The 21,768-nt window shown below is 69.7% G+C and carries 21 protein-coding genes and 1 pseudogene; 12 read left to right on the forward strand and 10 right to left on the reverse strand.

What is annotated here, in order from left to right; genetic code table 11:
• Nucleotides 1-88: 88 nt before the first annotated feature.
• A complete protein-coding gene (locus LQ327_RS00345; RefSeq protein ID WP_230729496.1) occupies nucleotides 89-697 on the forward strand; it encodes a TetR/AcrR family transcriptional regulator in 609 nt (202 codons plus the stop codon).
• 229 nt (nucleotides 698-926) lie between these two features.
• Entirely contained in the window at nucleotides 927-2,711 is a 1,785-nt protein-coding gene (locus LQ327_RS00350; RefSeq protein ID WP_230729498.1) for a chloride channel protein, read from the forward strand.
• Nucleotides 2,712-3,166: 455 nt separating this feature from the next.
• On the opposite strand, the pseudogene LQ327_RS35180 reads toward LQ327_RS00350, so the two are convergent.
• Nucleotides 3,167-3,487: pseudogene (locus LQ327_RS35180) on the reverse strand (PrsW family glutamic-type intramembrane protease); the annotation flags it as partial.
• 554 nt (nucleotides 3,488-4,041) lie between these two features.
• On the opposite strand from LQ327_RS35180, the gene LQ327_RS00360 reads away from it, so the two are divergent.
• The 4 genes from LQ327_RS00360 to LQ327_RS00370 all read left to right on the forward strand — a co-directional run bounded on the left by LQ327_RS00360 (nucleotide 4,042) and on the right by LQ327_RS00370 (nucleotide 6,822).
• On the forward strand, nucleotides 4,042-4,338 hold the full coding sequence (locus tag LQ327_RS00360; RefSeq protein ID WP_230729501.1) for a hypothetical protein: 297 nt from the start codon (nucleotides 4,042-4,044) through the stop codon (nucleotides 4,336-4,338).
• 524 nt (nucleotides 4,339-4,862) lie between these two features.
• Nucleotides 4,863-5,225: an Lsr2 dimerization domain-containing protein gene (locus tag LQ327_RS35385; RefSeq protein ID WP_443611909.1), complete on the forward strand. Its 363-nt coding sequence runs from the start codon at nucleotides 4,863-4,865 to the stop codon at nucleotides 5,223-5,225.
• A gap of 300 nt (nucleotides 5,226-5,525) precedes the next feature.
• Nucleotides 5,526-6,347, forward strand: a complete 822-nt coding sequence (locus LQ327_RS00365; protein WP_230729503.1) for an SAM-dependent methyltransferase — start codon at nucleotides 5,526-5,528, stop codon at nucleotides 6,345-6,347.
• Nucleotides 6,348-6,456: 109 nt separating this feature from the next.
• Nucleotides 6,457-6,822: an SAM-dependent methyltransferase gene (locus LQ327_RS00370; RefSeq protein ID WP_372460633.1), complete on the forward strand. Its 366-nt coding sequence runs from the start codon at nucleotides 6,457-6,459 to the stop codon at nucleotides 6,820-6,822.
• 99 nt (nucleotides 6,823-6,921) lie between these two features.
• Here LQ327_RS00370 and LQ327_RS00375 read toward each other — a convergent pair whose 3' ends face one another.
• Nucleotides 6,922-7,608 carry a DUF3761 domain-containing protein gene (locus LQ327_RS00375; protein WP_230729505.1) on the reverse strand — a complete coding sequence of 229 codons (687 nt, stop codon included), beginning with the start codon at nucleotides 7,606-7,608 and terminating at the stop codon, nucleotides 6,922-6,924.
• Between the two features lie 443 nt (nucleotides 7,609-8,051).
• The gene (locus LQ327_RS00380; RefSeq protein WP_230729513.1) at nucleotides 8,052-9,593 is read right to left on the reverse strand and encodes an FAD-dependent oxidoreductase; all 1,542 of its coding nucleotides are present in this window, start codon (nucleotides 9,591-9,593) and stop codon (nucleotides 8,052-8,054) included.
• 73 nt (nucleotides 9,594-9,666) lie between these two features.
• Here LQ327_RS00380 and LQ327_RS00385 point away from each other — a divergent pair, with 73 nt between their 5' ends.
• The 5 genes from LQ327_RS00385 (at nucleotide 9,667) to LQ327_RS00405 (ending at nucleotide 14,890) form a co-directional block, all read left to right on the forward strand.
• Complete coding sequence (locus LQ327_RS00385; RefSeq protein WP_230729517.1) at nucleotides 9,667-10,134, forward strand: MarR family winged helix-turn-helix transcriptional regulator; 468 nt, start codon at nucleotides 9,667-9,669, stop codon at nucleotides 10,132-10,134.
• A gap of 772 nt (nucleotides 10,135-10,906) precedes the next feature.
• Entirely contained in the window at nucleotides 10,907-11,380 is a 474-nt protein-coding gene (locus LQ327_RS00390) for a methylenetetrahydrofolate reductase C-terminal domain-containing protein (protein ID WP_230729519.1), read from the forward strand.
• Nucleotides 11,377-12,342 (forward strand): methylenetetrahydrofolate reductase, encoded by a 966-nt coding sequence (locus tag LQ327_RS00395; RefSeq protein WP_230729521.1) that lies wholly within the window; start codon nucleotides 11,377-11,379, stop codon nucleotides 12,340-12,342. Before LQ327_RS00390 ends, LQ327_RS00395 begins: the two co-directional genes overlap by 4 nt.
• A 40-nt stretch (nucleotides 12,343-12,382) precedes the next feature.
• Nucleotides 12,383-13,834: an SAM-dependent methyltransferase gene (locus LQ327_RS00400; protein WP_230729523.1), complete on the forward strand. Its 1,452-nt coding sequence runs from the start codon at nucleotides 12,383-12,385 to the stop codon at nucleotides 13,832-13,834.
• 15 nt (nucleotides 13,835-13,849) lie between these two features.
• Nucleotides 13,850-14,890 (forward strand): uroporphyrinogen decarboxylase/cobalamine-independent methonine synthase family protein, encoded by a 1,041-nt coding sequence (locus LQ327_RS00405; RefSeq protein ID WP_230729524.1) that lies wholly within the window; start codon nucleotides 13,850-13,852, stop codon nucleotides 14,888-14,890.
• Nucleotides 14,891-15,176: 286 nt separating this feature from the next.
• Here LQ327_RS00405 and LQ327_RS00410 read toward each other — a convergent pair whose 3' ends face one another.
• The gene (locus LQ327_RS00410; RefSeq protein ID WP_230729525.1) at nucleotides 15,177-15,437 is read right to left on the reverse strand and encodes a methyltransferase domain-containing protein; all 261 of its coding nucleotides are present in this window, start codon (nucleotides 15,435-15,437) and stop codon (nucleotides 15,177-15,179) included.
• Between the two features lie 773 nt (nucleotides 15,438-16,210).
• On the reverse strand, nucleotides 16,211-17,476 hold the full coding sequence (locus LQ327_RS00415; RefSeq protein ID WP_230729527.1) for a uroporphyrinogen decarboxylase/cobalamine-independent methonine synthase family protein: 1,266 nt from the start codon (nucleotides 17,474-17,476) through the stop codon (nucleotides 16,211-16,213).
• A 169-nt stretch (nucleotides 17,477-17,645) separates the two neighbouring features.
• Between LQ327_RS00415 and LQ327_RS00425 the strand changes: the two genes are divergently transcribed.
• Complete coding sequence (locus tag LQ327_RS00425; protein ID WP_308286227.1) at nucleotides 17,646-18,263, forward strand: TetR/AcrR family transcriptional regulator; 618 nt, start codon at nucleotides 17,646-17,648, stop codon at nucleotides 18,261-18,263.
• A gap of 61 nt (nucleotides 18,264-18,324) precedes the next feature.
• On the opposite strand, the gene LQ327_RS33495 is transcribed toward LQ327_RS00425, so the two are convergent.
• The 5 genes from LQ327_RS33495 to LQ327_RS00445 form a co-directional block, all read right to left on the reverse strand.
• Complete coding sequence (locus LQ327_RS33495; protein WP_269069104.1) at nucleotides 18,325-18,453, reverse strand: hypothetical protein; 129 nt, start codon at nucleotides 18,451-18,453, stop codon at nucleotides 18,325-18,327.
• An 85-nt stretch (nucleotides 18,454-18,538) separates the two neighbouring features.
• Nucleotides 18,539-19,657: a uroporphyrinogen decarboxylase/cobalamine-independent methonine synthase family protein gene (locus LQ327_RS00430; protein WP_230729528.1), complete on the reverse strand. Its 1,119-nt coding sequence runs from the start codon at nucleotides 19,655-19,657 to the stop codon at nucleotides 18,539-18,541.
• 372 nt (nucleotides 19,658-20,029) lie between these two features.
• Nucleotides 20,030-20,227, reverse strand: coding sequence for a hypothetical protein (locus LQ327_RS00435; protein WP_230729530.1), 198 nt, complete (start codon nucleotides 20,225-20,227; stop codon nucleotides 20,030-20,032).
• A 52-nt stretch (nucleotides 20,228-20,279) separates the two neighbouring features.
• The gene (locus tag LQ327_RS00440) at nucleotides 20,280-20,969 is read right to left on the reverse strand and encodes a cyclase family protein (RefSeq protein WP_230729531.1); all 690 of its coding nucleotides are present in this window, start codon (nucleotides 20,967-20,969) and stop codon (nucleotides 20,280-20,282) included.
• Nucleotides 20,970-20,997: 28 nt separating this feature from the next.
• Nucleotides 20,998-21,768 carry an SDR family NAD(P)-dependent oxidoreductase gene (locus LQ327_RS00445; RefSeq protein ID WP_230729533.1) on the reverse strand — a complete coding sequence of 257 codons (771 nt, stop codon included), beginning with the start codon at nucleotides 21,766-21,768 and terminating at the stop codon, nucleotides 20,998-21,000.

A 21,768-nucleotide genomic window follows, 5' to 3' on the forward strand; every position in this document is an offset into this window, starting at 1 on the left:
TCCGTGTCTCATTGGTTGAGGTTCACTAAGGTACGCCATATCTTTAGGGTATGCACCACATTTTGAGCCAGCTCGATACGATCTGCGCATGACCGAGCCCGGACTGCGCGCCCGCAAGAAGGCGCGGACGCGCGCCCACATCGCCGCAACGGCCGCGCGGCTGTTCGGGGCGAAGGGCTACGAGCACGTCGCCGTCCGGGACGTCGCTCGGGCCGCCGAGGTCTCCGAACAGACCGTCTACAACTACTTCCCGACCAAACAGCACCTAGCGCTCGACCGCCGCGAGGAGTTCGAGGAGCGCTCCGGGCGGCTCGTCGCCGACCGCGCACCGGGGATCTCACCGGCCGCGGCACTACGCCAGGAGCTCGCGGCGGAGATCGCGCTGCTCCGCGCGCAGGACCCCGAACAGGCCCGCGGCGAGCTCCCGGCTCTCACCCAGACCAGCCCCTACCTGCGACGGCTCACCCTGGAGTCACGGGACCGCCAAGCAGATGGGATCGCCGTCGCCCTGGCGGCCACCGACAACCTGGCTCCAGCGGTCGCGAAAGCCCACGCGATGGCGCTTGTCTGGCCGTTCCAAATGCTCGTCGACGAAGTCGGACCGCGACTCCTCGCCGGGGAACACCCTGCCAGCATCGCCGACGAGCTCGGCCCGGCGATGCTCGCCGTGCTCGACGACCTCGACGGGCGCCTATAGAACGGCCGATGGTCAGCGCTCCCATCGTCAGGACCTTGCCGTCGTGCAGCGGGATCAGCATCGGGCGTCAACGGGCCTCGTTCATGTCCGGCCGTGGTGTCCAGCGCTCGGTCGGCTGTGACCATTGCACTGCGCAAATAGTGTCCTGTGTCTACCCCCGCTGACGGACGCCCTCGGGTGGCGGAATGGCACGGTGTCCACGATCGAGGACGACCTTCCTGGAGGACTTGTGGCCGCTCCTGCCCCGCCCCTCGCCGCGCGCCACCGCTGGTCGTGGTCCGCGCTGGTCGACACCCCGGCGGGTCTGGGGGTCGCGGCTGTCGTGGTCGGGGTGGGCGCCGGTGCCGGGGCGGTCGTCTTCCGGTACCTGATCTACGGGGTCACCCTGCTGGCGACCGGGCAACAGGACTACGCGGCGACCCCGGGGGCGCCGTGGCGGTGGTGGCCGGCGATCGGCCCGTGGTTCCTGCTGGTGGTGCCGGTCGTCGGCGGTCTGCTGTACGGCCCGTTGGTGTACCGCTGGGCCCGCGAGGCCCGCGGGCACGGCGTACCCGAGGTGATGCTCGCGGTCGCCGAGCACGACGGCCGGATCCGGCCCCGGGTCGCCGTCGTCAAGTCCCTGGCCTCGGCGCTGTGCATCGGCACCGGCGGGTCAGTGGGCCGGGAAGGGCCGATCGTGCAGATCGGCTCGGCGCTGGGCTCGAGCCTGGGACGATGGATGCGGGTACCCGCCTCCCGGCTGCGGCTGCTCGTGGCTTGCGGGGCCGCGGGCGGCATCTCGGCCACCTTCAACGCCCCGATCGCCGGGGTGTTCTTCGCCCTGGAGATCATCCTCCTCGACTTCTCCCTGCTCTCGTTCCTGGTCGTGGTGACGGCGTCGGCCGTGGCCAACGCCGTGGCGCAGGCCGTCGAGGGGGCGGGCACCTTCCTCGTGCTGCCCCCGTTCCGGGTCGGCTCGCCGTGGGAGTACGGGCTGTACGCCGTGGTCGGGCTCGTCGGAGGCCTGGTCGGCATCGCGTTCACCCGAACGCTCTACGGCGCCGAGGACCTGGCCGATCACCTCTGGCGGGGCCCCGAGTGGCTGCGGCCGGCCGTGGGAGGGGTGCTGCTCGGGCTGCTGCTGATCGTGCTGCCGCAGATGTACGGCGTGGGGTATCCGGTCCTGCAGGGAGGTGTCGCCGGGGCGTACGCATTCGGGTTCCTGCTCGTCCTGCTCGTCGGCAAGCTGGTCGCCACGAGCCTCACCCTGGCGATCGGCGGCTCGGGCGGCATCTTCGCGCCGTCGCTGTTCCTCGGGGCCATGGCCGGCACGGCGCTCGGTGACGCGTTCGGCCTGGTCGGAGGCGGGCCCGCCGGCGCCTACGGGCTGGTCGGGATGGCCGCCGTGCTGGCCGGGGCCACCCGAGCGCCGATCACCGCGGTCGTGATCGTCGCCGAGATCACCGGCGAGTGGGACCTCATCGTCCCGCTCATGATCGCCGTGGTGCTGGCCACCGTGGTCTCCCGCGCGCTGTCCTCCGAGACCATCTACACCTTGAAGCTGACCCGACGAGGCATCCACCTGCACCCTCCGGGCACCCCCCGGTGGTCTCGTCGCACTGCCGGTGAGGCGGCCGCACCCGCCTCCGGGCTCGACGGCACCGGACGCTCACTGGGCACGCTGCGATGGTCCCCGGTGCTGGCCGCGGACCGCCCCCTGGGAGCAGCCGCCGACGACCTCGCGGCCCACGCCGGCCCGGACGGCGGTCTCCCGGTCCTCTCCGCCGACCGCCGGCGCGTGGTGGGGGTGCTGCGCCCCGACGATCTCGTCGCTCGCCGGAATGACGTCGAACCCGACCACGACGAGGATCCGCCCTGCGTGGTGGAACTACCGTTGACGCCGACGGAATGGACTCCTCCGGCAGGATTCACTCTCATGGAGAGCCCCGCCGACGGGCCCCGGATGCTTCTCGGACCACATTCGGGGCTGGAACGCCTGGCGGACTCGTTGCCCAGGCCCGACCAGAAGCCGTGATCACGAGGAGCGGGCGGCTCGGGGACACACCGCGCCGAAAGCGACGCGCTGTAACCTCGCCCGTCCCCGAGTCGTATCCGCCGCTCGGACACTTGACAGCAGGACTTCGGGCCGTATGTGTGACGGCTGCTCTCCGATGGCCGATGACGGCGCGCGGGTGCTAGCGCGCAAGAGTCGCTAAGAAGTGCACCGGGCTGTCGTCGTCCAGAGTCGGTGGGCACGACAGGGGCCGGCGAGGCCCGATTTGGCCATCGCCGCCGAGGACCAGCGCCGAGCACCGCCTTGCGCTCACAGGTGGCGGCCGACGGGGGATCCCATCCCGGCGAGGGCGGCGGCGTGGGCGACGCTGCCGGTCGAGCGGGCGACGGGGCGATCCCGACCTCGGCGTAGGCCAGGAACAGCAGCGCGCTGACAATGGAGAGCACGCCCCAGAAGAACTGATGCTGGTTGAACGTCAGCCAATCGTTCACGCCGTGCAGCACGGCCGGCGCGCCGAGTCCGAGCCCGACGAGCGCGAACCACGGTCCCGGGGTGCAGTAGCGCGACGCCAGGCCCAGGAAGTACCCGGATACTCCGGCCCACAACGCGTGGTTGATGGGATCGGTGAGTACACGCCGCACCGCCACCACCGCCGTGGGAATCTGGCCTTCCATCACCTTTACCACGGCCTCGGCACCACCGAAGACCAGGCCACTGACCGCGCCGAGGAACAGCACGTCCCGGGGGATCATCTCGCCGCGGCGGGACAGGTAGAGCACGACCGCGACCGGCAGCATCCTGGCGAACTCTCCCGGGACACCCAGCGCCGCGGTCTCGGGTCAGGCGCCGCCGCAGTCGTAGGGGTCCGCGTCGCGGCGGGCGGTAGCGGTGTCGATCAGATCATCGAGCCTGGCGCCCCGGCCGGCTGGCTCTTCGGCTCGGCGTGATCAGCGAACTGCTCGACGATGCGGGCGACCGCGGGATCCACCACCCGCGCTCGACCAAACACCGTGCTCGTCTTCGGCGGTGGTCCGGATGCACGCGGGCAGCACAGGCTGGTCATTCCGGGCGGAATGTACCGAGCCAGCTCCACCAGCTAGGTGGATCATCCGAAATCGCACCCGTTCGTTGCCCGGAGTGCGCTCGGCAACCAAGCGGGTCGTTTCCGCCCGGATGATTTCCCGTTTCAGGGCGTGGCCTGGCAATGGGGTTGAAGATCGCGGCGTCGCTCGCTCCGTGAGCATTCGGGGCATGCGGTGCGCAGTCAGCTCAATGGCGCTAGAGAGCGAGCACTAGGTCGCGGATACTTGGGACGTTCTGCACAGTCGGATGGTGAGAGGATCCCTGACCCATGCCCTCATACCACTTCGCGGCGGTAGCCACGGCGGCAGAAGTTACGACTCTGCTCATGAACAACAAGGCCAGTAAGGCCCGGGTCGCGGCCGTCGGCAAGGACGCTGGCAAGTTCTTCAACGTCTGGTACATCCCGACAGACCACGACCATCACTGGCACTTCACAGCGGTCCAATTCGACCCGAACACCGACACCGACACGAAGTCCGTGACCGACGAGCTCGACGACTCGGACTTCGCTGCCGTGACTTTCTTCGGGCAGGACAACAAGTACTATGTCTGGTCGCTCAAGTAGCCAGACGTCCTGGCCGCCGGGCGCGGAATCAGGCATGCGCGTTCCCCGAGGCACTCGCCGGCGGTGTCGATCCCGGGAGACCGGTCGCCGCACGGCTGGCCGCCTGTCAACCGGCGCAGCAGGGCTCGCAACCGGGCTGTGTACGCGACGAGGCTGTCGGGCGGGTGGGAGCGGTCACGCGAGCGCCATCGCGTGATCCGGTCGCCTCCGGGTCGATGTGCTCTACCGTGGCGGGCCGGACGGATCGGGGCCGGTTCAGGTCTTCGAGGCAGCCACGCGTGGATTCCCCGTCGATTAGCTTGGGCGAACGGCGCCATCGCCGACCTCTTCGTCGCAGAGGGCGCCGTTCTGCTGCATGTGCACGGTCCCTCCGACACCGATGTCCGTCCGGCGCACGAGCTCCTCATCGCACCCAGGCTGCGGACTTCCTCGAGGTCGAGGCAGCGCGGGGGGCTCGACGCCCTCCGGTTCGGCGGGCGGCTGCGGTGTATGGGCTCAGTATGGTCCGCAGCGAAATAAGCTCAATGGCCACCCGAACGATCGTCACCCTCGTCGATGACCTCGATGGCGGCGGCGCCGATCAGAGCGTGTCGTTTGGACTCGACGGCGCGGACTGGCGGCGGCTTCCTTCAAGCCTGGTTCTCCATTGCTGCGCTATTCGCCCGCGACGGCATGGCCGGGGCCGCGCATTGGGCGGCATGGCCGGTTTCGCGACCGACCCTGGGTCCCGGGTCTGCTGCGTTGGCCGATTCGCCGACGCGGCGAGCACGTCACCTTGTGACCCGACAACGCGCGTATGCCGCGAAAAGGGGCTTACCGGGGCATCAACGTTGAAGGAGCGACTCGTCTGGGACCGCCATCCCGCTAGGACTGATGCCGAGACGTAGCCGCCGCCCGCTGGGCCCACGCAGGAGCATCAACGCAGCACTGCTTGTCCTCCTACAGGCCCGGAGTGGCCGTCCAGACGGAGGGCGATGTCCTCGGCGCGACCTCCGCGGGCCCCGGCCCGGGCCCGCGCCACCCTGGTACGAGGGCTCAACCTCCGGCGCGCCTGGAGCCGTTGGCAGCCGTACCACCCTTCGTAGCGGTGGTCGCCGAGACCCCAGACGGCCTGTTCCACTCGCCGAGGGCGGGGGTGGCAGACTCGGCGAGACACGGGTGAGGGTCTGTCGATCGGAGACGCGCGTATGAACTCGGACAGAGGGGGCGTGCCAGCCTCCGTCGACCGGAACAGGGCCAGCATCGCCCGGGTCTACGACACCGCGCTCGGCGGCAAGGACAACTTCGAGGTCGACCGGGAGGTCGTCGAGAAGCTGCGCCAGGTCGCCCCGGAGATCAGCCAGTTCACCGTCGACCACCGGCAGTTCCTCATCCGCGTCACCCGGTTCCTGACTGGTCAGGCCGGGATTTCGCAGTTCCTCGACCTGGGCTCGGGCCTCCCGACCGCGGAGAACACGCATCAGGCCGCGCACCAGATCAACCCGAAGGCCAACGTCGTCTACGTCGACAACGACCCGTCGGTCGTCGCCCACGGTCGGGCGCTGCTCGAGGACAACGACCGCACCTGGTTCAGCGCGGTCGACCTGACCGACGCCGACGCCGTGCTGACCGACCCGGTGATCACCGAACACATCGACTTCACCCAGCCGATCGGGCTGCTCCAGCTCGGCACGCTGCACCACCACGTCGGCGAGCCCACCCCGGTCGAGATCATGCAGAGCTACATCGACGCGCTCCCCTCGGGGTCCTACGTGGCGCTGAGCCACTTCTACGACCCCGAGGACGAAAACAGCGAACTCGCCCGCCGCATGGAGAACGTGTTCGTCCACAGCCCGCTGGGCAGCGGAGTCTTCCGAACGAAGTCCGAGATCCTCGCGATGATGCCGGGCCTCGAGCTGGTCGAGCCGGGCTTTTCGCAGCTGGTTGACTGGTGGCCCTCCGGTCCGCGGCTGCAGCCCTACCTGCCCTCGCAGCGATGCCTGGCGGGGGCCGTCGGCCGCAAGCCCTGAACGCCGGATGGGGGAACGGGACGAGGCAGCCGCACTTGAGGCCATCGTCGAGGGCGGGCTGCTGGCGGGGCTCAATCGTGAGTGGCGTATCCGTGTCACCTGATTCCTGATCAGCCAGGCTGAGCTGACTCGGTTTCTCGACCTCAGGTCAGGACTGCCTACCGGGGAGAAGACCCACCAGACAGTCCGCCACCTGGGGAGCTCGGCGCGGGTGATCTACGTCGACCGCGATCCCGTCGTGGTCGCTCACGGTCAGCAGCTCGTCGACGGCGACGACAATGCTTGGTCTGTGGAGGGTGACCTCACCGACCCGCACGGGGTCATGGTGCACCCGGTTATCCGGCGCTACCTCGATTTCACCAAGCCGCTAGCACTGTTCCAGAGCGCCACACTGCTGGCGGCCTTGGGTAAGCGTCGCCGGCTCGGAAGTTCAGGAGTCTTGACCGGTCGGGGGATCGCGGTGGGTCGGCGATGACACCATCAGCTCTGGCCGTGGGCGTTCCCATCGCGATTGTTGTGGCCGGTTGTGACGGTATTACGTCGCTACTTCAGTGGTGAGCCGTCGGGCTGGGTGTCAGAGCCATTGGGCGACGCCGCCGTGCCCGGAGCAGGTGCCCGAGTGGTGCTGGGAGTGGCTGTCGGTGCCATCCTTGCAGACCGCGGTCGCGCCGCTGGTGTCGGCGTCCGGGCGTTCGACCTGGTTGCCGTCGACGTTGGTGTAGGTGCCGGCGTCGCCCGCGCTGGCGGGAGGGACGGTCACGGCCGGAGACGGAGAGCTGCTCTGCGGGGCCGCCGCCTGGGTGAGCGGTGCCGCGGCGACCGGCACCGGGGATGGGGCGGCCGGCGGTGCCACCACGGCCGGCGCGGCCGGCGCGGGCGCGGGGGCCGGGAGCGGGGCGACGGTGGCCGGGGCCGGGGAAGGCGCCGCGGCTGCGGCCGAGCGGAGTCCCTGCTGGTAGCCCTGCTCGAACGCCTGGCCGGTGGCGGGGACCGTCGCGATCGCGATGATGAACGCCGCGAGACCGCCCACCGCGGCCGCCACCGCGAGGTCCCGGCCGGGGCGGCGCCCGCCGCGGGCCCGGATGAGCGCGACGCCGGCCAGGACCAGGGCGATCAGCCCCAGCAGCAGGCCCAGGCCCTGGGCGAAGAAGCTGAACATCACCGCGGCGGCGGCCACCGCCGCGGCCACGACGGCCAGCCGGTGCCGTGGCGACGGCGAGCCGGGCCGACGGAAGGGGGCGGTGGGCAGGTCACCCGTCACAACGTCAGACGGTTCGTCTCGAGGGGCGTCGGGCCTCATCAGGTGCTCCGCCTCGCGGCCGCCGACGACGGTCGCCAGCGGCCGGGGCGCCACAGGCGACCGGTCGGCAACCGGCCTCGTGGCGACCGTCGAGATGAATTGCCCGGTCGGCGCGACCAGCTCCGGTGCGGCATGACGACCCATGACGTCCCCCGACATCTTGGCGCCCAAGCGGGCGCGGTTGCCCGATAGTCGTAGGCCGTCCGGCGGTCGTTACACCTGGTACGGAGACCATCTCGACGAGGCGAGCGCAGTGTGTGGGAGGCCTCGGCGGGCGAGTCGCACGGCACCAAGAGCCGCCCCAAGTGCCGCGGGCCGACCGTACTACCGGCCAGCTGAACGGCTGAGGGTAGCGATCTATCGCTTGCCGACGATCGCGGGTCGCGATGGCGTGGGCCCTCAAATCATCGGGCGAGCACCCATCGCAGGACCGATGTCAGGTCCGCGGGGTTGTTGCCGCGCCAGGCCACGATCCCGTCGGGGCGGACCAGGACGGTGCCGTCCGGTCCGGTGCCGCTGGTCTTCGCCCAGCTGCCGTCGGGATCGTGCAGATCGCGACCGAGCTGGTGTGCACGGAGGTCGATGCCGAGCTCGCTGGCCGCTGCCCGGGCGGCGCTGGCGCCGTCGGGGTCGGCGGTGAGCACGAGGAAGTGGGGCCCGAGCAGCTCGCGCGGGGACACGCGGCCGGCGGGGCCGGAAAGCCACACGTGTGGGACCCGAGTGCCGGGCCGCCCGCTGGGGTGGCGGGGATCCTCGAAGTGCTGGTTCGGGGCGGTGGGCTCGGCCGCGACGGCCGGTCCGTGGCAGACGTGACCGAACAGCAGCGTGGCGGGGTCCATGGGGGCACCGACCGCGTCCTGGAGGTCCGGGCGCTGACGGACCGCCAGGTTGGCGACCTGCCAGTCCGCCACGGCCTCGCCGTAGGGACGACGTTCGGCGTCGTGACTGTCGAGCAGCCCCGGCCCGGCCTGCCCGAGCGCGACCGCGGCGAGGCGCCAGCCCAGGTGATAGCCATCCAGCATCGCGGTGTTGCCGCCCTGCCCGCCGGTGGGGGGCATGGTGTGCGCGGCGTCGCCGACCAGCAGCACGCGACCCTCGCGGTAGCGGTCGGCGACCCGGTGGGCGCTCTCCCACGAGCCTCGGCCGAGCACATCGACGGCCAGGTCGTCGGCACCGATCATCGTACGGATCTCGGCGATGGTCTGATCGTGATCAGAGCCCGCCGACACCGCGGCGACCCATTCCCCTGGCACGTCGGTGCTGACCAGCACCCCGGCACCGTTCGGGAGCGCCGGATTCTGCACATAGACGAGCACCACGGAATCGTCGCCGGCCCACTGCGAGAGATCCGCCCGGAACAGCACGCTGTCCGATGCCCCGAAGCCGCCGTGGCCGTGCGAGCCGATCCCGACCATCTCCCGCAGCCCGCCCCGGTGCCCGTCCGCGGCGACCACCCACCCGGCCCGCACGCGCTCGACGGTGTCGGTGTCGAGGTCCCGCACGGTCAGGGTCACGCCCTCGTCGTCCTGGGTCAGGGACTCGGCACGGGTCCGGAACCGCAGCCGGGTCCCCAGCTCCCGCGCGCGGGCGGCGACTGCCGCTTCCACGGCGGCCTGGCTGGCCATCGCCGGCGCCGCCGGGCTGAACTCCGCGAACACGTCCACCGGCTCGGTGAACTCGTGCAGTACCGGTCCGGCCAGGCTGCGGGCCACCCGGTTGGTCAGCCCGAGCCGACCGGGCGGGTTGGCCGCCCGGATCGCCTCAGCCACACCGGCGGTCGCGAACCCCTCCATGATCACCGGCATCTGTCCACGGGCCTTGGGCTGGGTCGAGGTGCTCGGGTGCCGTTCCAGCACCGTCGCGCCGACCCCGTGCAGGGCCAGGAACAGCGCCGTCGACAACCCCGCCAGGCCGGCACCCACGATCACCACATCGTCGTCGCCCATCACGGGCCCCTCTCCGATACACTTCGATGCGTAGGATAGTTCGACGCATCGAAATAATAGGCAGGGTGGCCGGATGGCGCGCAAGTCCCGCGATGAACTCCTGGACGGCCTACTCCTCGGCCTGCGCGAGCAGGCGAGCCGGACACTGATGTTCCACCAGGCGATCGCCGAGCGGGCCGGGCTCGGCCCGACCGACATGAAGGCCCTCGACCTGGCCCGCTCCGAACCCACCCTCACCGCCGGCCGACTTGCCGCCATCACCGGCCTCAGCACCTCGGCCACCACCGCGCTGCTGGACAGGCTGGAACGACGCGGCTTCGTTGAACGCCGACGGGACCCCACCGACCGGCGCAAGGTCGTGATCGTCCCGGTCCCCGACGCCGGCCCAGCCGAGACCGCCGCCGTCTTCGGAGACATCGACACCTGGGTGCGCAGCTATCTCTCAGACCAGGACGACCGCACCCTCGAGTTCCTCGTGCGATTCGTGGCCGACATCAACACCGAGAGCGCACGACTCACCGCAACGATCACCACCGCATAGCGCCCTCATCGTGTGCCCGGCAGCCGGTTCAGAGGGCCGTCGCCGGTGGGCGCGTAGCCGGTGGGAGAGCTGACGTTACCGACGACGGTGGTGCAACACCGCTGAGCAGCACCCGCAGTCGCCACCCGACGAGCACCGCGGTCAGGACCTCGCGGCAAGGTGACACGCGGGAGGTCCAGTCAAGTCCGGGACCACGGCGACCACGAACCCGACCGACGATAGCTGACGGCGGAGGGTTGTCGGCTCAGAGAGCAACCCGGGGACCTCGGCGGTTCGGCCCTCGGCAGCCTCGGGCGTGGACCCCGCGGGTTACAGCGGGCGCCCCACCGCCGACTTCCCCACCCGGGTCCAGCCGCCCACTCGTGGCGCCAGCACCCGATCGGACACTCCACGATCACGCCAGGCGAGCGATCTGACCACTGTCACCTGCCCGACAGCCGCAACGGACGGCTCAGCGTCCCGCGGCAGACCGTCCGAATTGTGGCTCATCGCTGTCGTGTCCTGGCGATCAGTGACGGCATGACCGTATGCCTGGCTTGCCCCGCCCGGCCGGTCTTGCTTGTTGCCGTGGACAAAGCCGCTCTGGTGAACCCTGTCGCTCCGCACGATGACCCGCCAGTGGCTGCGGTCGCATGCTGGTATCGCATATTCCCGCTCGGCAGGAGCAGGCATGGCCAGCGCAAAGATTCATGCCTCCGCGGCGACACACGCCGACGGTCCGAGGCCGTTTCGCCCACGACTGCCGGGCCGCGGCGCTTACGCCGGGCACCACGTGCTCGCCCGGCGCGCGCCCACGCAGTGGCTCGCCTCGGTGGTCGAACGCAGCCCGGTTCTGATGCGGTGGTTCACCGCGGGCGAGCGGGTGAGCAAGCGGGAGCTGTTCGGATGCCGCATGTGCGGGCAGTGCGCCCTCCCGACGACGGGTTACGCCTGCCCGATGACGTGCCCGAAGGAGCTCCGCAACGGGCCGTGCGGGGGCGTCGGCGCCGACGGCCGGTGCGAGGTTCATCCCGAGCAGCCCTGCGTGTGGGTCGTCGCTCACGAGCGGGCCGTGCGCGCCGGCCACGGCGACGACCTCACCCGCCTGCAACGTCCGGTCGACCAACGCCTGTGGGGCCAGAGCTCCTGGCTGAACTACTGGCAGGGACGCGACGAGGGGATGTGGACCGAGCCGGTCGAAGGTGGCCGCGACCGCGGCTCGTCAATCCTGCGGCGCGAGCTGGGACTCACCCCGGTGGGTCGATGATGAGTTCTCTGCGCGACGCGCTCGCTGACGGCCGGTTCGCAGTGACCGCGGAAATCGGGCCACCGCGCGGCGCCGATCCGGACGTCGTCACGCGCAAGGCCGAGCTGCTGCGCGGCTGGGTTCACGCCGCCAACGTCACCGACAACCAGGGCGCTCATGTGCGGATGAGCAGCCTGGGGGCCGCGGTTCTGGCCCTGCGTGCCGGGGTCGAACCGGTCATGCAGATCACCTGCCGTGACCGGAACCGGCTCGCGCTGCAATCAGATCTGCTCTCGGCGGCGGCGCTGGGCATCCCGAATGTCCTCTTGCTCACCGGTGATCACCCCATCCATGGCGACCACCCGGACGGCAAGCCCGTCTTCGACCTCGACGGCGTTCAACTGGTGTGGACCGCCCGGACGATGCGCGATGACCACCGCCTGCTCTCCGGGCGGCGACTCACCGCACCACCGACCTGGACCATCGGCGCGGTGGAGAATCCTTTCGCTCCCCCACCGGGCTTCCGCGCCCATCGACTCCTCAAGAAGGCCGTCGCGGGCGCCGAGTTCGTCCAGACCCAGTTCGTGTTCGACGTCCCGCGCTTTGCCGCCTGGATGTCGGAGGTCCGGGACCTGGGGATCCCTGAACGCTGCGCCGTCATCGCCGGCGTCGGCCCGCTGCGCTCGCTGCGCGTGCTCGAACACGTTCGCGACAACGTTCCCGGTACGCACGTTCCCGATGCGCTGGAACGACGTCTGCGCGGCGTGCCGAGCGCCCGCGTCGATGACGAGGGCGTCACCGCTTGCGTCGAGACCATCCAGGCCCTCCGGGAGATCCCGGGCGTGGCCGGCGTGCACGTGATGGCCTTCGGCTTCGAGCACGGAATTCCCGAGATCCTCAGCCGCTCCGACCTTGACCCGCAGGAGGCCACTCCCGAGGTCGAGCCCGCCGCGCTGCCCGGAGGGGTGCCACATGCTGGTTGACTTCCGACCGCACGGTCGGCTCCGCGCCTCCCAGGAGCCGGTGGACTTCGCCGCCACGGTCGGCCCCGCGGTCGAGGCGCTCAGCGAAGAATGTGCCGATCTCGCCCGGGTTCGGGTCGTGGCCGATTGGGTCCAGTACCGCGGGAATTTTCGGGACCCGGTCTCGGTCCGGCCGTTCCTCAGCGGGTCGACGGTCGACATCGACCCGGCCCTCGACCCCGTTCCGCATGCGCCGACCACCCGCGACGACGACCTCGAACTCGCCCTCGACGTCCGCCGCTGCGCCGCTCTGGAGGCCGACGAGTTACGGCACCTGGCGCGGACCGCCGTCCGCGGCGCCGACCACGTCGCGATCGAGGACTGGGGCCTGACGAGCTCGAGCTGCATCTGGAAGTTCAACGCGCTGTATTGGCAGGCCCTCGACCTGTGGGAACAAGCCACCGGCCGAACCTACGAACAGGCCCTCCCCGGCGGCGAGAGCGACGCCCGCAACCGGACCGGCGCCCGCGCGCTCATCACTGAGCTGTTCGCCGCCTGGGACCGCCTCGCCGAGCGCAACGCCTTGCCCGCGGAGCTTTACGTCATCGAACTCGGCGTGGGCAACGGGTCCCAGGCCAAGGTGTTCCTCGACGAATTCGCCGCCGCCGACCGCGAACTCGGCCACGAGTACTACCGCCGTCTGCACTACCTCATGTGCGACTACTCCGCCTACGTCCTTGAGCTCGCGCGTAAAACCGTGGCCGAGCACGACCAGCACGTCAGCTCGTTCGTCCTCGACGCCACCTCACCACACACCGCGCTCGGTTTCCTCAAGTACAAGGTGTTCCTGGTCTACATCTCCAACGTCTACGACAACTTGCCCACCGACGAGGTCGCCCAGCTCGGCGGGCGCACCTATGTGGTGCAGTCGCGGGCATGCCTGGCACGGAAGGCGGTCGACGAGCTCGCGGCCTCGACCCTCACCACGCCGGAGCGGGTCCCCGCACTCCTGACCAAGCTGCTGCGGCTCGGGCCATCCTTGCTCCCGGAGGCGGCGCCCGATCACTTCCCGGACGTCGAGGCTGCCGTGATGTTCTGGCAACGCGCCTGGTCGGCGCTGCGCCTCGAGGAGCGCTACGTCCCCGTGGCCGGCCTGGACCTCTACCCGTTGACACCCGAGATCAGCGGAGAGCCGCTGCGGCCACTGCTGGAGTCGGGCGCCGACCTACGCATGCACGTCAGCAACGGCGCGGTGGCCAGCTTCGTCGACACCCTGAAGCTCCTCCACCCGTTCGGGACCCTGGTGTGCCACGACCTGTTCGTCACCGATCTCAATGCCTACCGAACCCGCTTCGCGGGACCGGGCAAGTACGACGGTTCGGTCGTCAACTGGGTCAACGGGACCCTTCTCGCCCACCTCGGTCGCCGCCGCGGCTTCGAGGTGACCTACGCGCCCTTCGCCCACCGTGAGCGCACGAACGTCGTCACCCTGACCGCCCACGTCCGGGAATGATCGCCGGAGGCCATCATGTTGCTGCCCACCACAGTCGTCGGGTCTTGGCCGGTTCCCGAATGGCTGGAACGGCTCAAGACCGATTACTACCGCGGCCGGATCAGCCGATCCCAACTCGGCGACGTGCACGACATGGCCATCAAGGCCGCCCTGAAGGACCAGGAACTCGCCGGGGTGGACATCGTCAGCGACGGCGAACTGCGCCGCGACAACGACGTCGACTACTTCCTGGCCCGGATGCCCGGGGTAGTCCTCCCGCTGAGCGTCAAGGAGTTCTATTTCGACTACCACACCGTCACGGTCCCAGCGCCGCTTCCGGCACCCGACACCGCCGTCCTCGGGCTCGCGGACGACTACGCCTTCACCCGTGCCCACACTGATCGGCCCATCAAGTTCTCGTTCACCGGACCGTTCTCCTTGGCCCAGCGGGTCGCCGACCATCCTTACGCGGACCGCGCCGAACTGGCCCGCGCCATCGCAGGCGTGCTTCACCGGGAGGCCATCGCTCTCGCCGAGCGCGGCGCGACGCATCTCCAGATCGACGAGCCCTTCCTGGCCGGACACCCGCAGCGGATCACCGATGCCATCGAGGCCGTCAACATCGTGGTCAACGAGGTGGGCGTCCGTTGGGGCCTGCACGTTTGCTACGGCAACCGCTACGCACGGCCGTCCTGGGAGGGACACTACGACTTCCTCTTCCCCGCCGTCCTCGACGCACGGGTCCACGAACTGGTCCTCGAGTTCGGCCGCAAGGGCGACGAGGATCTTCCGGTGCTCGCCGGCGGCGGGTGGGACAGGGACGTGGGCCTCGGGGTCATCGACGTCAAGGACGCCGCCGTCGAGTTGCCGCTCACCGTGGCCACCCGCATCCGCCGGGCCCTCGAGCTCGTCCCCGCCCATCGCCTCGCGATCAACCCCGACTGCGGGCTACGCCACTTACCGGCGACCGTGGCGCGCAGCAAACTCGCCGCCATGGTGGAGGGCGCCGCAGTCGTTCGTGAAACGTTGACGTCGGCCACAACGTCCGAGCCGGCGACGGTCGCCGCGGCAAGCTGACATCGTCATGACCCGCCCGCATGGCCCCACCGCCCCCGGCGCGGCCGCGTCGACCCGCACCTCCGGCTGCGGGTCTCCCTCACCGCTGCGGTCGGCGGCCAGGCACACGCGGACCGAGTTGAAGAGGGCGCCCTGCTCCTGTTTCGCACGGGCCGCAGACGACACCGGTTCTCGGCGACCCGCTCGGACTACACCGATCCCCTGATAAAGGCGGAGTGGTCGTCGAATCGCAGCATCGGGTCACGGTACGCGCCGGAACTGCTCGATCCCAGCGCTCAGCTGGTCCTCAGAGAACCTGGATCGGCTCTTTGATGACTATCGCATCGAGCGCATCGAGCGCATCGAGCGCACTGCCGCCTGGCACCGGAACGCGGCCGTCCGCCAAGTCCTCGGCGGCAGCCGACAGGGGCTGCTGCCCCGGCACGGCAGGAAGCCGGTCGAGCATCCCCGAGACTGGATCGACGCACAGGACTCGGCGGTCAGGCCGGACCTGCTCACACAGCTCTCGCGCGTAGAGGCCGGTACCGCAGCCGACGTCGGCGATCATCAACAGCTCGCGGACGACCCCGCGACGCCTCACCGTGACTGGCGGCGCGTCCCGCCGTCAGGACACCGCAACGGCAGCGGCGGATGGCGCCGAGCCACCCTCATCGAGATCAATTCCTGTGATCGGGACGCAGCACACCCGCGCTCCGCGCAGCCGAGCGACAGTGGCTCGAAGATAAGCAACCTCGCGGGTCAGCGAGGCGACGGTCTCACCATCGAAGTCGTAGGACAGGTCCTGGGGCATGACCATGACCCCACAGCACGGACAGGTGGCGGGGGCGTTCATGGACAACCCACCCTCCTCGGCATCGGCGGGAGGCGAAGCAGATTCCCCAGTATCCCGGTGGAATCGAACCTCTGGTCTTGTGCCCGCCGACAAGATTGCCGGCTCCGCAGCTGTGGTCGAGAACAACACGGCACCGTGACGTAGTGGTCCGAACTCGCCCATTCGGTCACGCGTGCTCCGAGATCGCATGCGCCCGAGCTGCCATCGTCAGGCCCCGCGGGCTTCAGCTCATCGACCCTGCAAGGCATCATGGACCGAGGCTGCACTTCGCCGGGGCGCTGGCCCCCGACATCGTCGCCAGCCGGCGTGGGCCCAGAGCATCGATGGGCCCTCACCTCTCTCGATCACCAGTGAACACGATCCGCGCCGTCTCGGTCAGAGCGGCAGCCCGGCGCCTCGGCAACGGCGACAGCAGACTCACGCGTGGAGACCTGCAATCGCCGCCGTCCGAACGCCGGGTCCTCAGCCATTCGAAGCAGGACAGCGCATCAGAGCCCGAGCTTCTCCGCAGCCATCTTCGTGCCCTCGACGCGGTTGTGAATCTTCTGGAATGCCACATCGCGAGCGTAATCCGGCGAGCCGTGGCTGGGCTTCTCGTCGATCGAGAACGGCGAGAACCCGCAGTCGTCGGTGGACCCGAGCTGATCGCGCGGGATGAAGTTGGCGGCCCGGACGAGGTCGTCGCGGATCTCCTCAGGGCTCTCGACCCGCGGGTTGAGCGGGCTGACCACACCGACGAGGGCGGTCTGCGCGACGCCGTTGGCGTCGGAGCGCAGGTGCTTGCCGATCGACTCGTAGACCGGATCCTTGTCCCGCTCGGACTTGAGTTGGATGAGGAAGTAGCCGGCGTTCATCTTGAACATCTCCGGCAACAGGTTGTTGTAGGGAACGTCGGCGGAATGGACCGAGTCGCGGTCACCGCCCGGGCAGGTGTGGACGCCGATGTTGACCCGTTCCTCGGCCGTGAAGCGGTCGAGCACCCAGTTGTTGATCTCGACGAAGTGCTCGAGCAGGCCCGCACCGGTCCACGGGTTCCGGGCGTCGTTTCGGGTGGCCAACCGGCCCTCGGTGAAGTCGATCGAGACCCGGGACGCACCGGCCTCGAACGCCTTGCGGATGTCGCGCTCACACTCGTCGACCAGGTCCTGCTCGAACTGTTCCTTCGGATACCCGGGCACCTCGTCCTTCAGCGGGTAGAGCAGGTACAGCATCGAGGGCGCGATCACGGCCTGCTTGATCGGCCGGTGGGCGTAGCCGACCGACTTGGACAGCGTGTCGGCCGCGTAGGTCTTGTAGCGGAACGGCCCACCGGTCAGGCGCGGCAACTGACGTCCATGGCCATCGGCGAAGATCGCGAAGAACTGGCCGCCCTCTCCGGAGAGATTGTCGGCCAGCCCAGTGCCGGCGAGCGTGTCGGTGATCGGGTAGGTCGCGAACGACGACCAGCGCTGCTCCCCGTCGGACACGATCGGTGAGCCGGCCTGTTCCTGGCGCTCGATCGAGTCCCTCACCGCAGCGTCCTGCTGGGCCTCGAGCGCGGCCTTGTCGATCTCTCCTCGGTCGTAGGCCGCATAGGAGTCCTGCAACTTCTGAGGCCGAGGCAGTGACCCCACCTGCTCGGTCGCAAGTCCTGTCGCCGCCCGCGGGTCGTAGTTACTCACGCGTACGTCCTCCCTGTGCCGGTGCGTTCCACCTACGGCGAGGAGCTGAGCAACCACGGGCAGGACATCCGGGACCGGCGCGCCGTTGCACAATGCCGACGCCTCGCCGTCCGAAGCGAGACTGGTCGGTCTCCCGGCGGAAAAGTTATTCTGTGAAACAGATCACGTCAACCGGCGTGGAGTGGTCGGTCGGTCGTTGCATCTGGCACTAGGTCGCGTGGCCGCCCGAGGCACACCAGATCGCGAAGGGGACGGTGGAAGCGTGCCGAGGTCTGAGCGATCCGGCGCTCGCGAGCGCCACGGACTAGCTCGCATCCGGACTGCAGCCTACGAACTCTTCTCCCGAGAGGGGATCGCCTCGGTCGGGGTCGATGCGGTCGTGGCCCGCGCTGGCACAGCGAAGATGACCTTGTACCGCAACTTCCCGTCAAAAGACGCCCTTGTCATTGATTTCCTGCGCGAACGCGAGCGGTTGTGGACCCGGGAATGGCTCGAAGCCGAGAGTGCCCGCCGCGCCGATGACCCGGTCGACCAGCTGCTGGCGATCTTCGATCTGTTCGAAGAATGGTTTGCGGCCCCAGACTTCGAAGGATGCGCCTTCATCTCGACACTGCTCGAGGTCCGGCACGCCGGCGAGGCCGCGCACCGTGCCAGCATCGAACACCTCACGACCATTCGGGAGATCATCGCAGATCGCGCCCGACGCGCCGGCCTGACCGACATCGACGATTTCGCCCGGCGATGGCACATCATCATGAAAGGGACCATCATCGCCGCCCAGGAAGGCGACCCGAACGCTGCGAACTCGGGGCGCGAGCTCGCGTTCCTGCTGCTCAGCCGACACGGCTCTCGGGAAACGAATACCTTCCGGCGACTTTAGGTAGTACAGCACCTACGCGGACGCGCGGCGCGGGGATGGACCGATCCCTGAGTGACGGCCATCACGGGTCGAATGTCGACCGGCGGACGTCGGCCGTGATCGTCAACGCGCCGACGGCGAGCAGCACCAACGGCCACGCGCTGGCGTCCACCAGCACCGTCACGGCGACCGCCGGCACCACCAGGCCCACAGGAGGGCCGTGACGACCCGGCCGAACGCCCCGAGGTCGAGGCGTTCGTCGGGCTCGTCCGCCACACGTGTCCGCAGGGCCATCGTCAACCGCCGATCTCGGCACGCACCGTCTTCGCGGCCCGCGACAGCGCCCGCAGCTTCTCGTAGGCGCAGAACCGGGGCAGTGCCTTGAGCCCGCAGTCGGTCGAGAGGTAGACGCGCTCGGGCTCGATGTGTTCGAGCACCCGGTGGATGCGATCGACGATCTCCTGGTCCGACTCGATGTAGAGGCTGCGGACGTCGATCACGCCGACCTGCACCTCCCGGTCCGGGGCGACCATCTCGAGGGCCTTGACGTCGACCATGTCGCGCAGCGCGAAGTCGAGGGCGAACTGCTCGACGTTCACGTCCATCCACCGCTCGAGCACCCGGGGCAGGGCGTCCTCGACGGCCCGGAAGGTGTTGCCGTAGCCGGTGCCCAAGCAGCAGTGCCACGCGATCTTGGCGTCGACGCCGTCGATCCAGGCGTTCATGACGTCGATGACCCAGTCGCTGTCGTCCTCGAGGGCGAGCTTCCAGGCGCCGAGGTCCTCGATCTGGATGAACGTCGCGCCGTGGGCGACGAGGTCCTTGAGGTCCTCGTTGAAGATCGGTACGAGCGCCTCGGCCAGGGCCCGCGGGGTCGAGTACGCGGAGTTCGGGTGGTCGTAGTCGACGTGGTAGGTCAGGTTGGGCGGGCCGGCGCCGACGGAGACCTTCATCGGGCGGTCGGTGAGCAGGCGGGCCGCGCTGTGCATCTCGCCGAGCCGGCCCGGGATGCCGCGGCTGACCGGCGCGGTGACGGCGGTGCCGCCCCAGTTGTGCATCCAGGCGGCCTGGCTGAGATCGCCGTCCGCGCTGGCCTCGATGGCGCGGGCCAGCGGGTTGGGCAGCTTCGCCTTGGTGAATCCACCGAGGCGCTCGTACCAGTACCAGACGAACGAGCCGATCCCGCCGCCGTAGTCGTCGAAGTGCATCTGTCCGTCGGTGACGACGTCGAGATCGGCCAGCGTCTGGTCGGAGATGCACGCCGTGGTGGCGTCCCACCACGCGTGCCAGTTCTCCTCGAGCTTCCACCACTCGAGCAGGTCGGCGCCCGCCAGGTTGTAGCGGGTGTACCACCGCGGCTTCGGGTAGGAGCCGATCATCGTGGTCGGCAGGATCGTGTCGACTACCTTGCGCATGGATTCCTCTCTCCGGTGTTCGGACGTCCCGACGTCGAGCATCGTCGGCGGTGGTAGTCCGCAGACGCCCTGAGCAGGGCGATCAGCGAACGGTCGAGCGTGTCCTGCATGGAGTCCGGTGTGGCCGCCGCCAGTCCCACCGCGATGTTCGCGTCGCGCCGATGCCGCAGGGTGCAGCGCAGGGCCCGCCCGAGCGAGGGCCGGGCCCGCCGCCCACCACCGTCGGTGCCCGGCGCCACGTCGCGGAACGGCGCGAACGTGGCGTCGCAGCTCGGTCGCACGGACTCGGAGCAGAGCTCCCGCACCGTCTCGTAGACCGTCTCCAGCCCTGCGGGCACCTCACGCGGCCGATCTCCGGGCACTGACATCGGCCTAGCGCACGAGTCGGGTCCACAGCAGGAGCATCCCGGCCAGGACGACGGCGAGGACCCACCCCAGGGGATCGACCAGCACTGCCACCGCTGCGGCCGCGACCAGCAGGACGACGATCAGTACGGTGACCGACCGCCCGAAGACGCCGAGGTCGGGACGGGGGTCCTCGTGATCGCCCCGACGGTCGTCCGTAGGCATCGCCGGTGTCCCGTCGTCCGACGAGGCGGGCCGTGCGCTCAGCATCGCGGCCTCAGTCCTCGACCAGCGCGACGGCGCGGGTCGGCCCGCCGTGCGCGCCCACGAGCTTGAGGGGGAACCCGACGAAGGTGAACCGCCGGTCCAGCAGTTCGTCGAGGCGGGCGAGGTTCTCGTAGTGGGTGATGTGCTCCCGTCGGCACATCATGTGGCACGGGTAGCTCGTGCTCGCGGGGTTGTCCGGAGTCGGGCTGTCGACCCCGAAGGTCTTCACGCCGCGGTCGACGATCCACTTGCTCGCGGAGTCCCCCAGGCCCGGGAACTCGGTGAGGTACCGCTTGTCGCCCGCGTACCGGTTCCAGGCCGCGGTGTGGAACAGGACGATGTCGCCCGGTGTCACGTCGACCGCGGACTTCTCGACGGCCTGTTCGAGGTCGTCGGCGGTGATGTCCGTCCGGGGCTGGGCCGCGCTGACGTCGAGGCACACCGCCGGTCCGTAGAACAGATCGAGCGACATCTTCTCGATGGTCTCGGCGCCGGGGTCGGGGTCGAGATGGGAGAAGGAGTCGACGTGCGTGGGGCCGTTGTCGTTGAGCAGGAAGCCGGTCGTCTGGAACGAGAAGCCGCTGTCGAACCGGGGCGCGGTCTCGTCGTGGGTGGCGTGCTCGAACTGCACGGTCTTGAGGTGGCCGGGGTAGACCTTCATCCCCTCGTAGATGTCCTGTGACAGATCGACGATGCGCATGGCTGGATGCCCTCCAGGATCCGTGGAGTCAGTACATGACGGCGCCGGCGGACACGTTGAGGTCCTCGCCGGTGATGGCGGTCGCGGCGTCGGAGGCCAGGAAGGCGCACACCGCGCCCACCTCGTCGGCCTCGACGAGCTTGCCGAGCGGGGACGCCGCGGTGAACCCGGCGCGCGCCTCGTCGAGACCGATCCCCCGTGACTCGGCCTGACGACGGATGACGTCCTCGATCCGCGGTCCGGCGACCGCGCCGGGACACACGGCGTTGGCGCGGATGCCGTGCGGCCCCAGTTCGAGCGCGAGGCTGCGGACCAGCCCGATGACCGCCATCTTCGCCGCGGCGTACGGGGTGCGTCCGTGCAGCGGGCGCTTCCCCGTCATCGACGAGATCGCGATCAGCGACCCGCTCCCCCGCTCGATCATCCCGGGGATGAACGCGCGGAACGTGTGGAACACCCCGTCGACGTCGGTGACCAGGCAGTCACGCCAGTCGTCGGGATCGATCTCGTGCAGCGGGGCGGTCGGCCCGGCGGTGCCGGCGTTGGCGACCACGGTGCTGACCGGCCCGATCTCATCGACCGCAGCGGCCAGTTCCACCATCGACCCCGGCTCGCGCACGTCGCACCCGAGGGCGACGGCGGCGCCGCCCGCGTCGTGCACGGCCTTGAGCGTGTCGTCGACCGTCGCGACGTCCCGCGCCGTGGCGACCACGGTGGCCCCGCTGCGCGCGAGGGCCAGCGTGATCGCCTGGCCGATCCCCCGGTTCCCGCCGGTGACCAGCGCGACCGGAGTACTCAC

It is taken from the genome of Actinomycetospora endophytica (assembly GCF_021026375.1).
In the GTDB taxonomy this organism is placed as follows: Bacteria; Actinomycetota; Actinomycetes; order Mycobacteriales; family Pseudonocardiaceae; genus Actinomycetospora; species Actinomycetospora endophytica.

What these genes read in the sequence shown, in the direction of transcription:
- LQ327_RS00345 (WP_230729496.1), top strand. Translation starts at nt 89, where the DNA reads ATGACCGAGCCCGGACTGCGCGCCCGCAAGAAGGCGCGGACGCGCGCC.
- LQ327_RS00360 (WP_230729501.1), top strand. Translation starts at nt 4,042, where the DNA reads ATGCCCTCATACCACTTCGCGGCGGTAGCCACGGCGGCAGAAGTTACG.
- LQ327_RS35385 (WP_443611909.1), top strand. Translation starts at nt 4,863, where the DNA reads ATGGCCACCCGAACGATCGTCACCCTCGTCGATGACCTCGATGGCGGC.
- LQ327_RS00365 (WP_230729503.1), top strand. Translation starts at nt 5,526, where the DNA reads ATGAACTCGGACAGAGGGGGCGTGCCAGCCTCCGTCGACCGGAACAGG.
- LQ327_RS00380 (WP_230729513.1), bottom strand. Translation starts at nt 9,593, where the DNA reads ATGGGCGACGACGATGTGGTGATCGTGGGTGCCGGCCTGGCGGGGTTG.
- LQ327_RS00385 (WP_230729517.1), top strand. Translation starts at nt 9,667, where the DNA reads ATGGCGCGCAAGTCCCGCGATGAACTCCTGGACGGCCTACTCCTCGGC.
- LQ327_RS00395 (WP_230729521.1), top strand. Translation starts at nt 11,377, where the DNA reads ATGATGAGTTCTCTGCGCGACGCGCTCGCTGACGGCCGGTTCGCAGTG.
- LQ327_RS00405 (WP_230729524.1), top strand. Translation starts at nt 13,850, where the DNA reads ATGTTGCTGCCCACCACAGTCGTCGGGTCTTGGCCGGTTCCCGAATGG.
- LQ327_RS00410 (WP_230729525.1), bottom strand. Translation starts at nt 15,437, where the DNA reads ATGATCGCCGACGTCGGCTGCGGTACCGGCCTCTACGCGCGAGAGCTG.
- LQ327_RS00430 (WP_230729528.1), bottom strand. Translation starts at nt 19,657, where the DNA reads ATGCGCAAGGTAGTCGACACGATCCTGCCGACCACGATGATCGGCTCC.
- LQ327_RS00435 (WP_230729530.1), bottom strand. Translation starts at nt 20,227, where the DNA reads ATGCCTACGGACGACCGTCGGGGCGATCACGAGGACCCCCGTCCCGAC.
- LQ327_RS00440 (WP_230729531.1), bottom strand. Translation starts at nt 20,969, where the DNA reads ATGCGCATCGTCGATCTGTCACAGGACATCTACGAGGGGATGAAGGTC.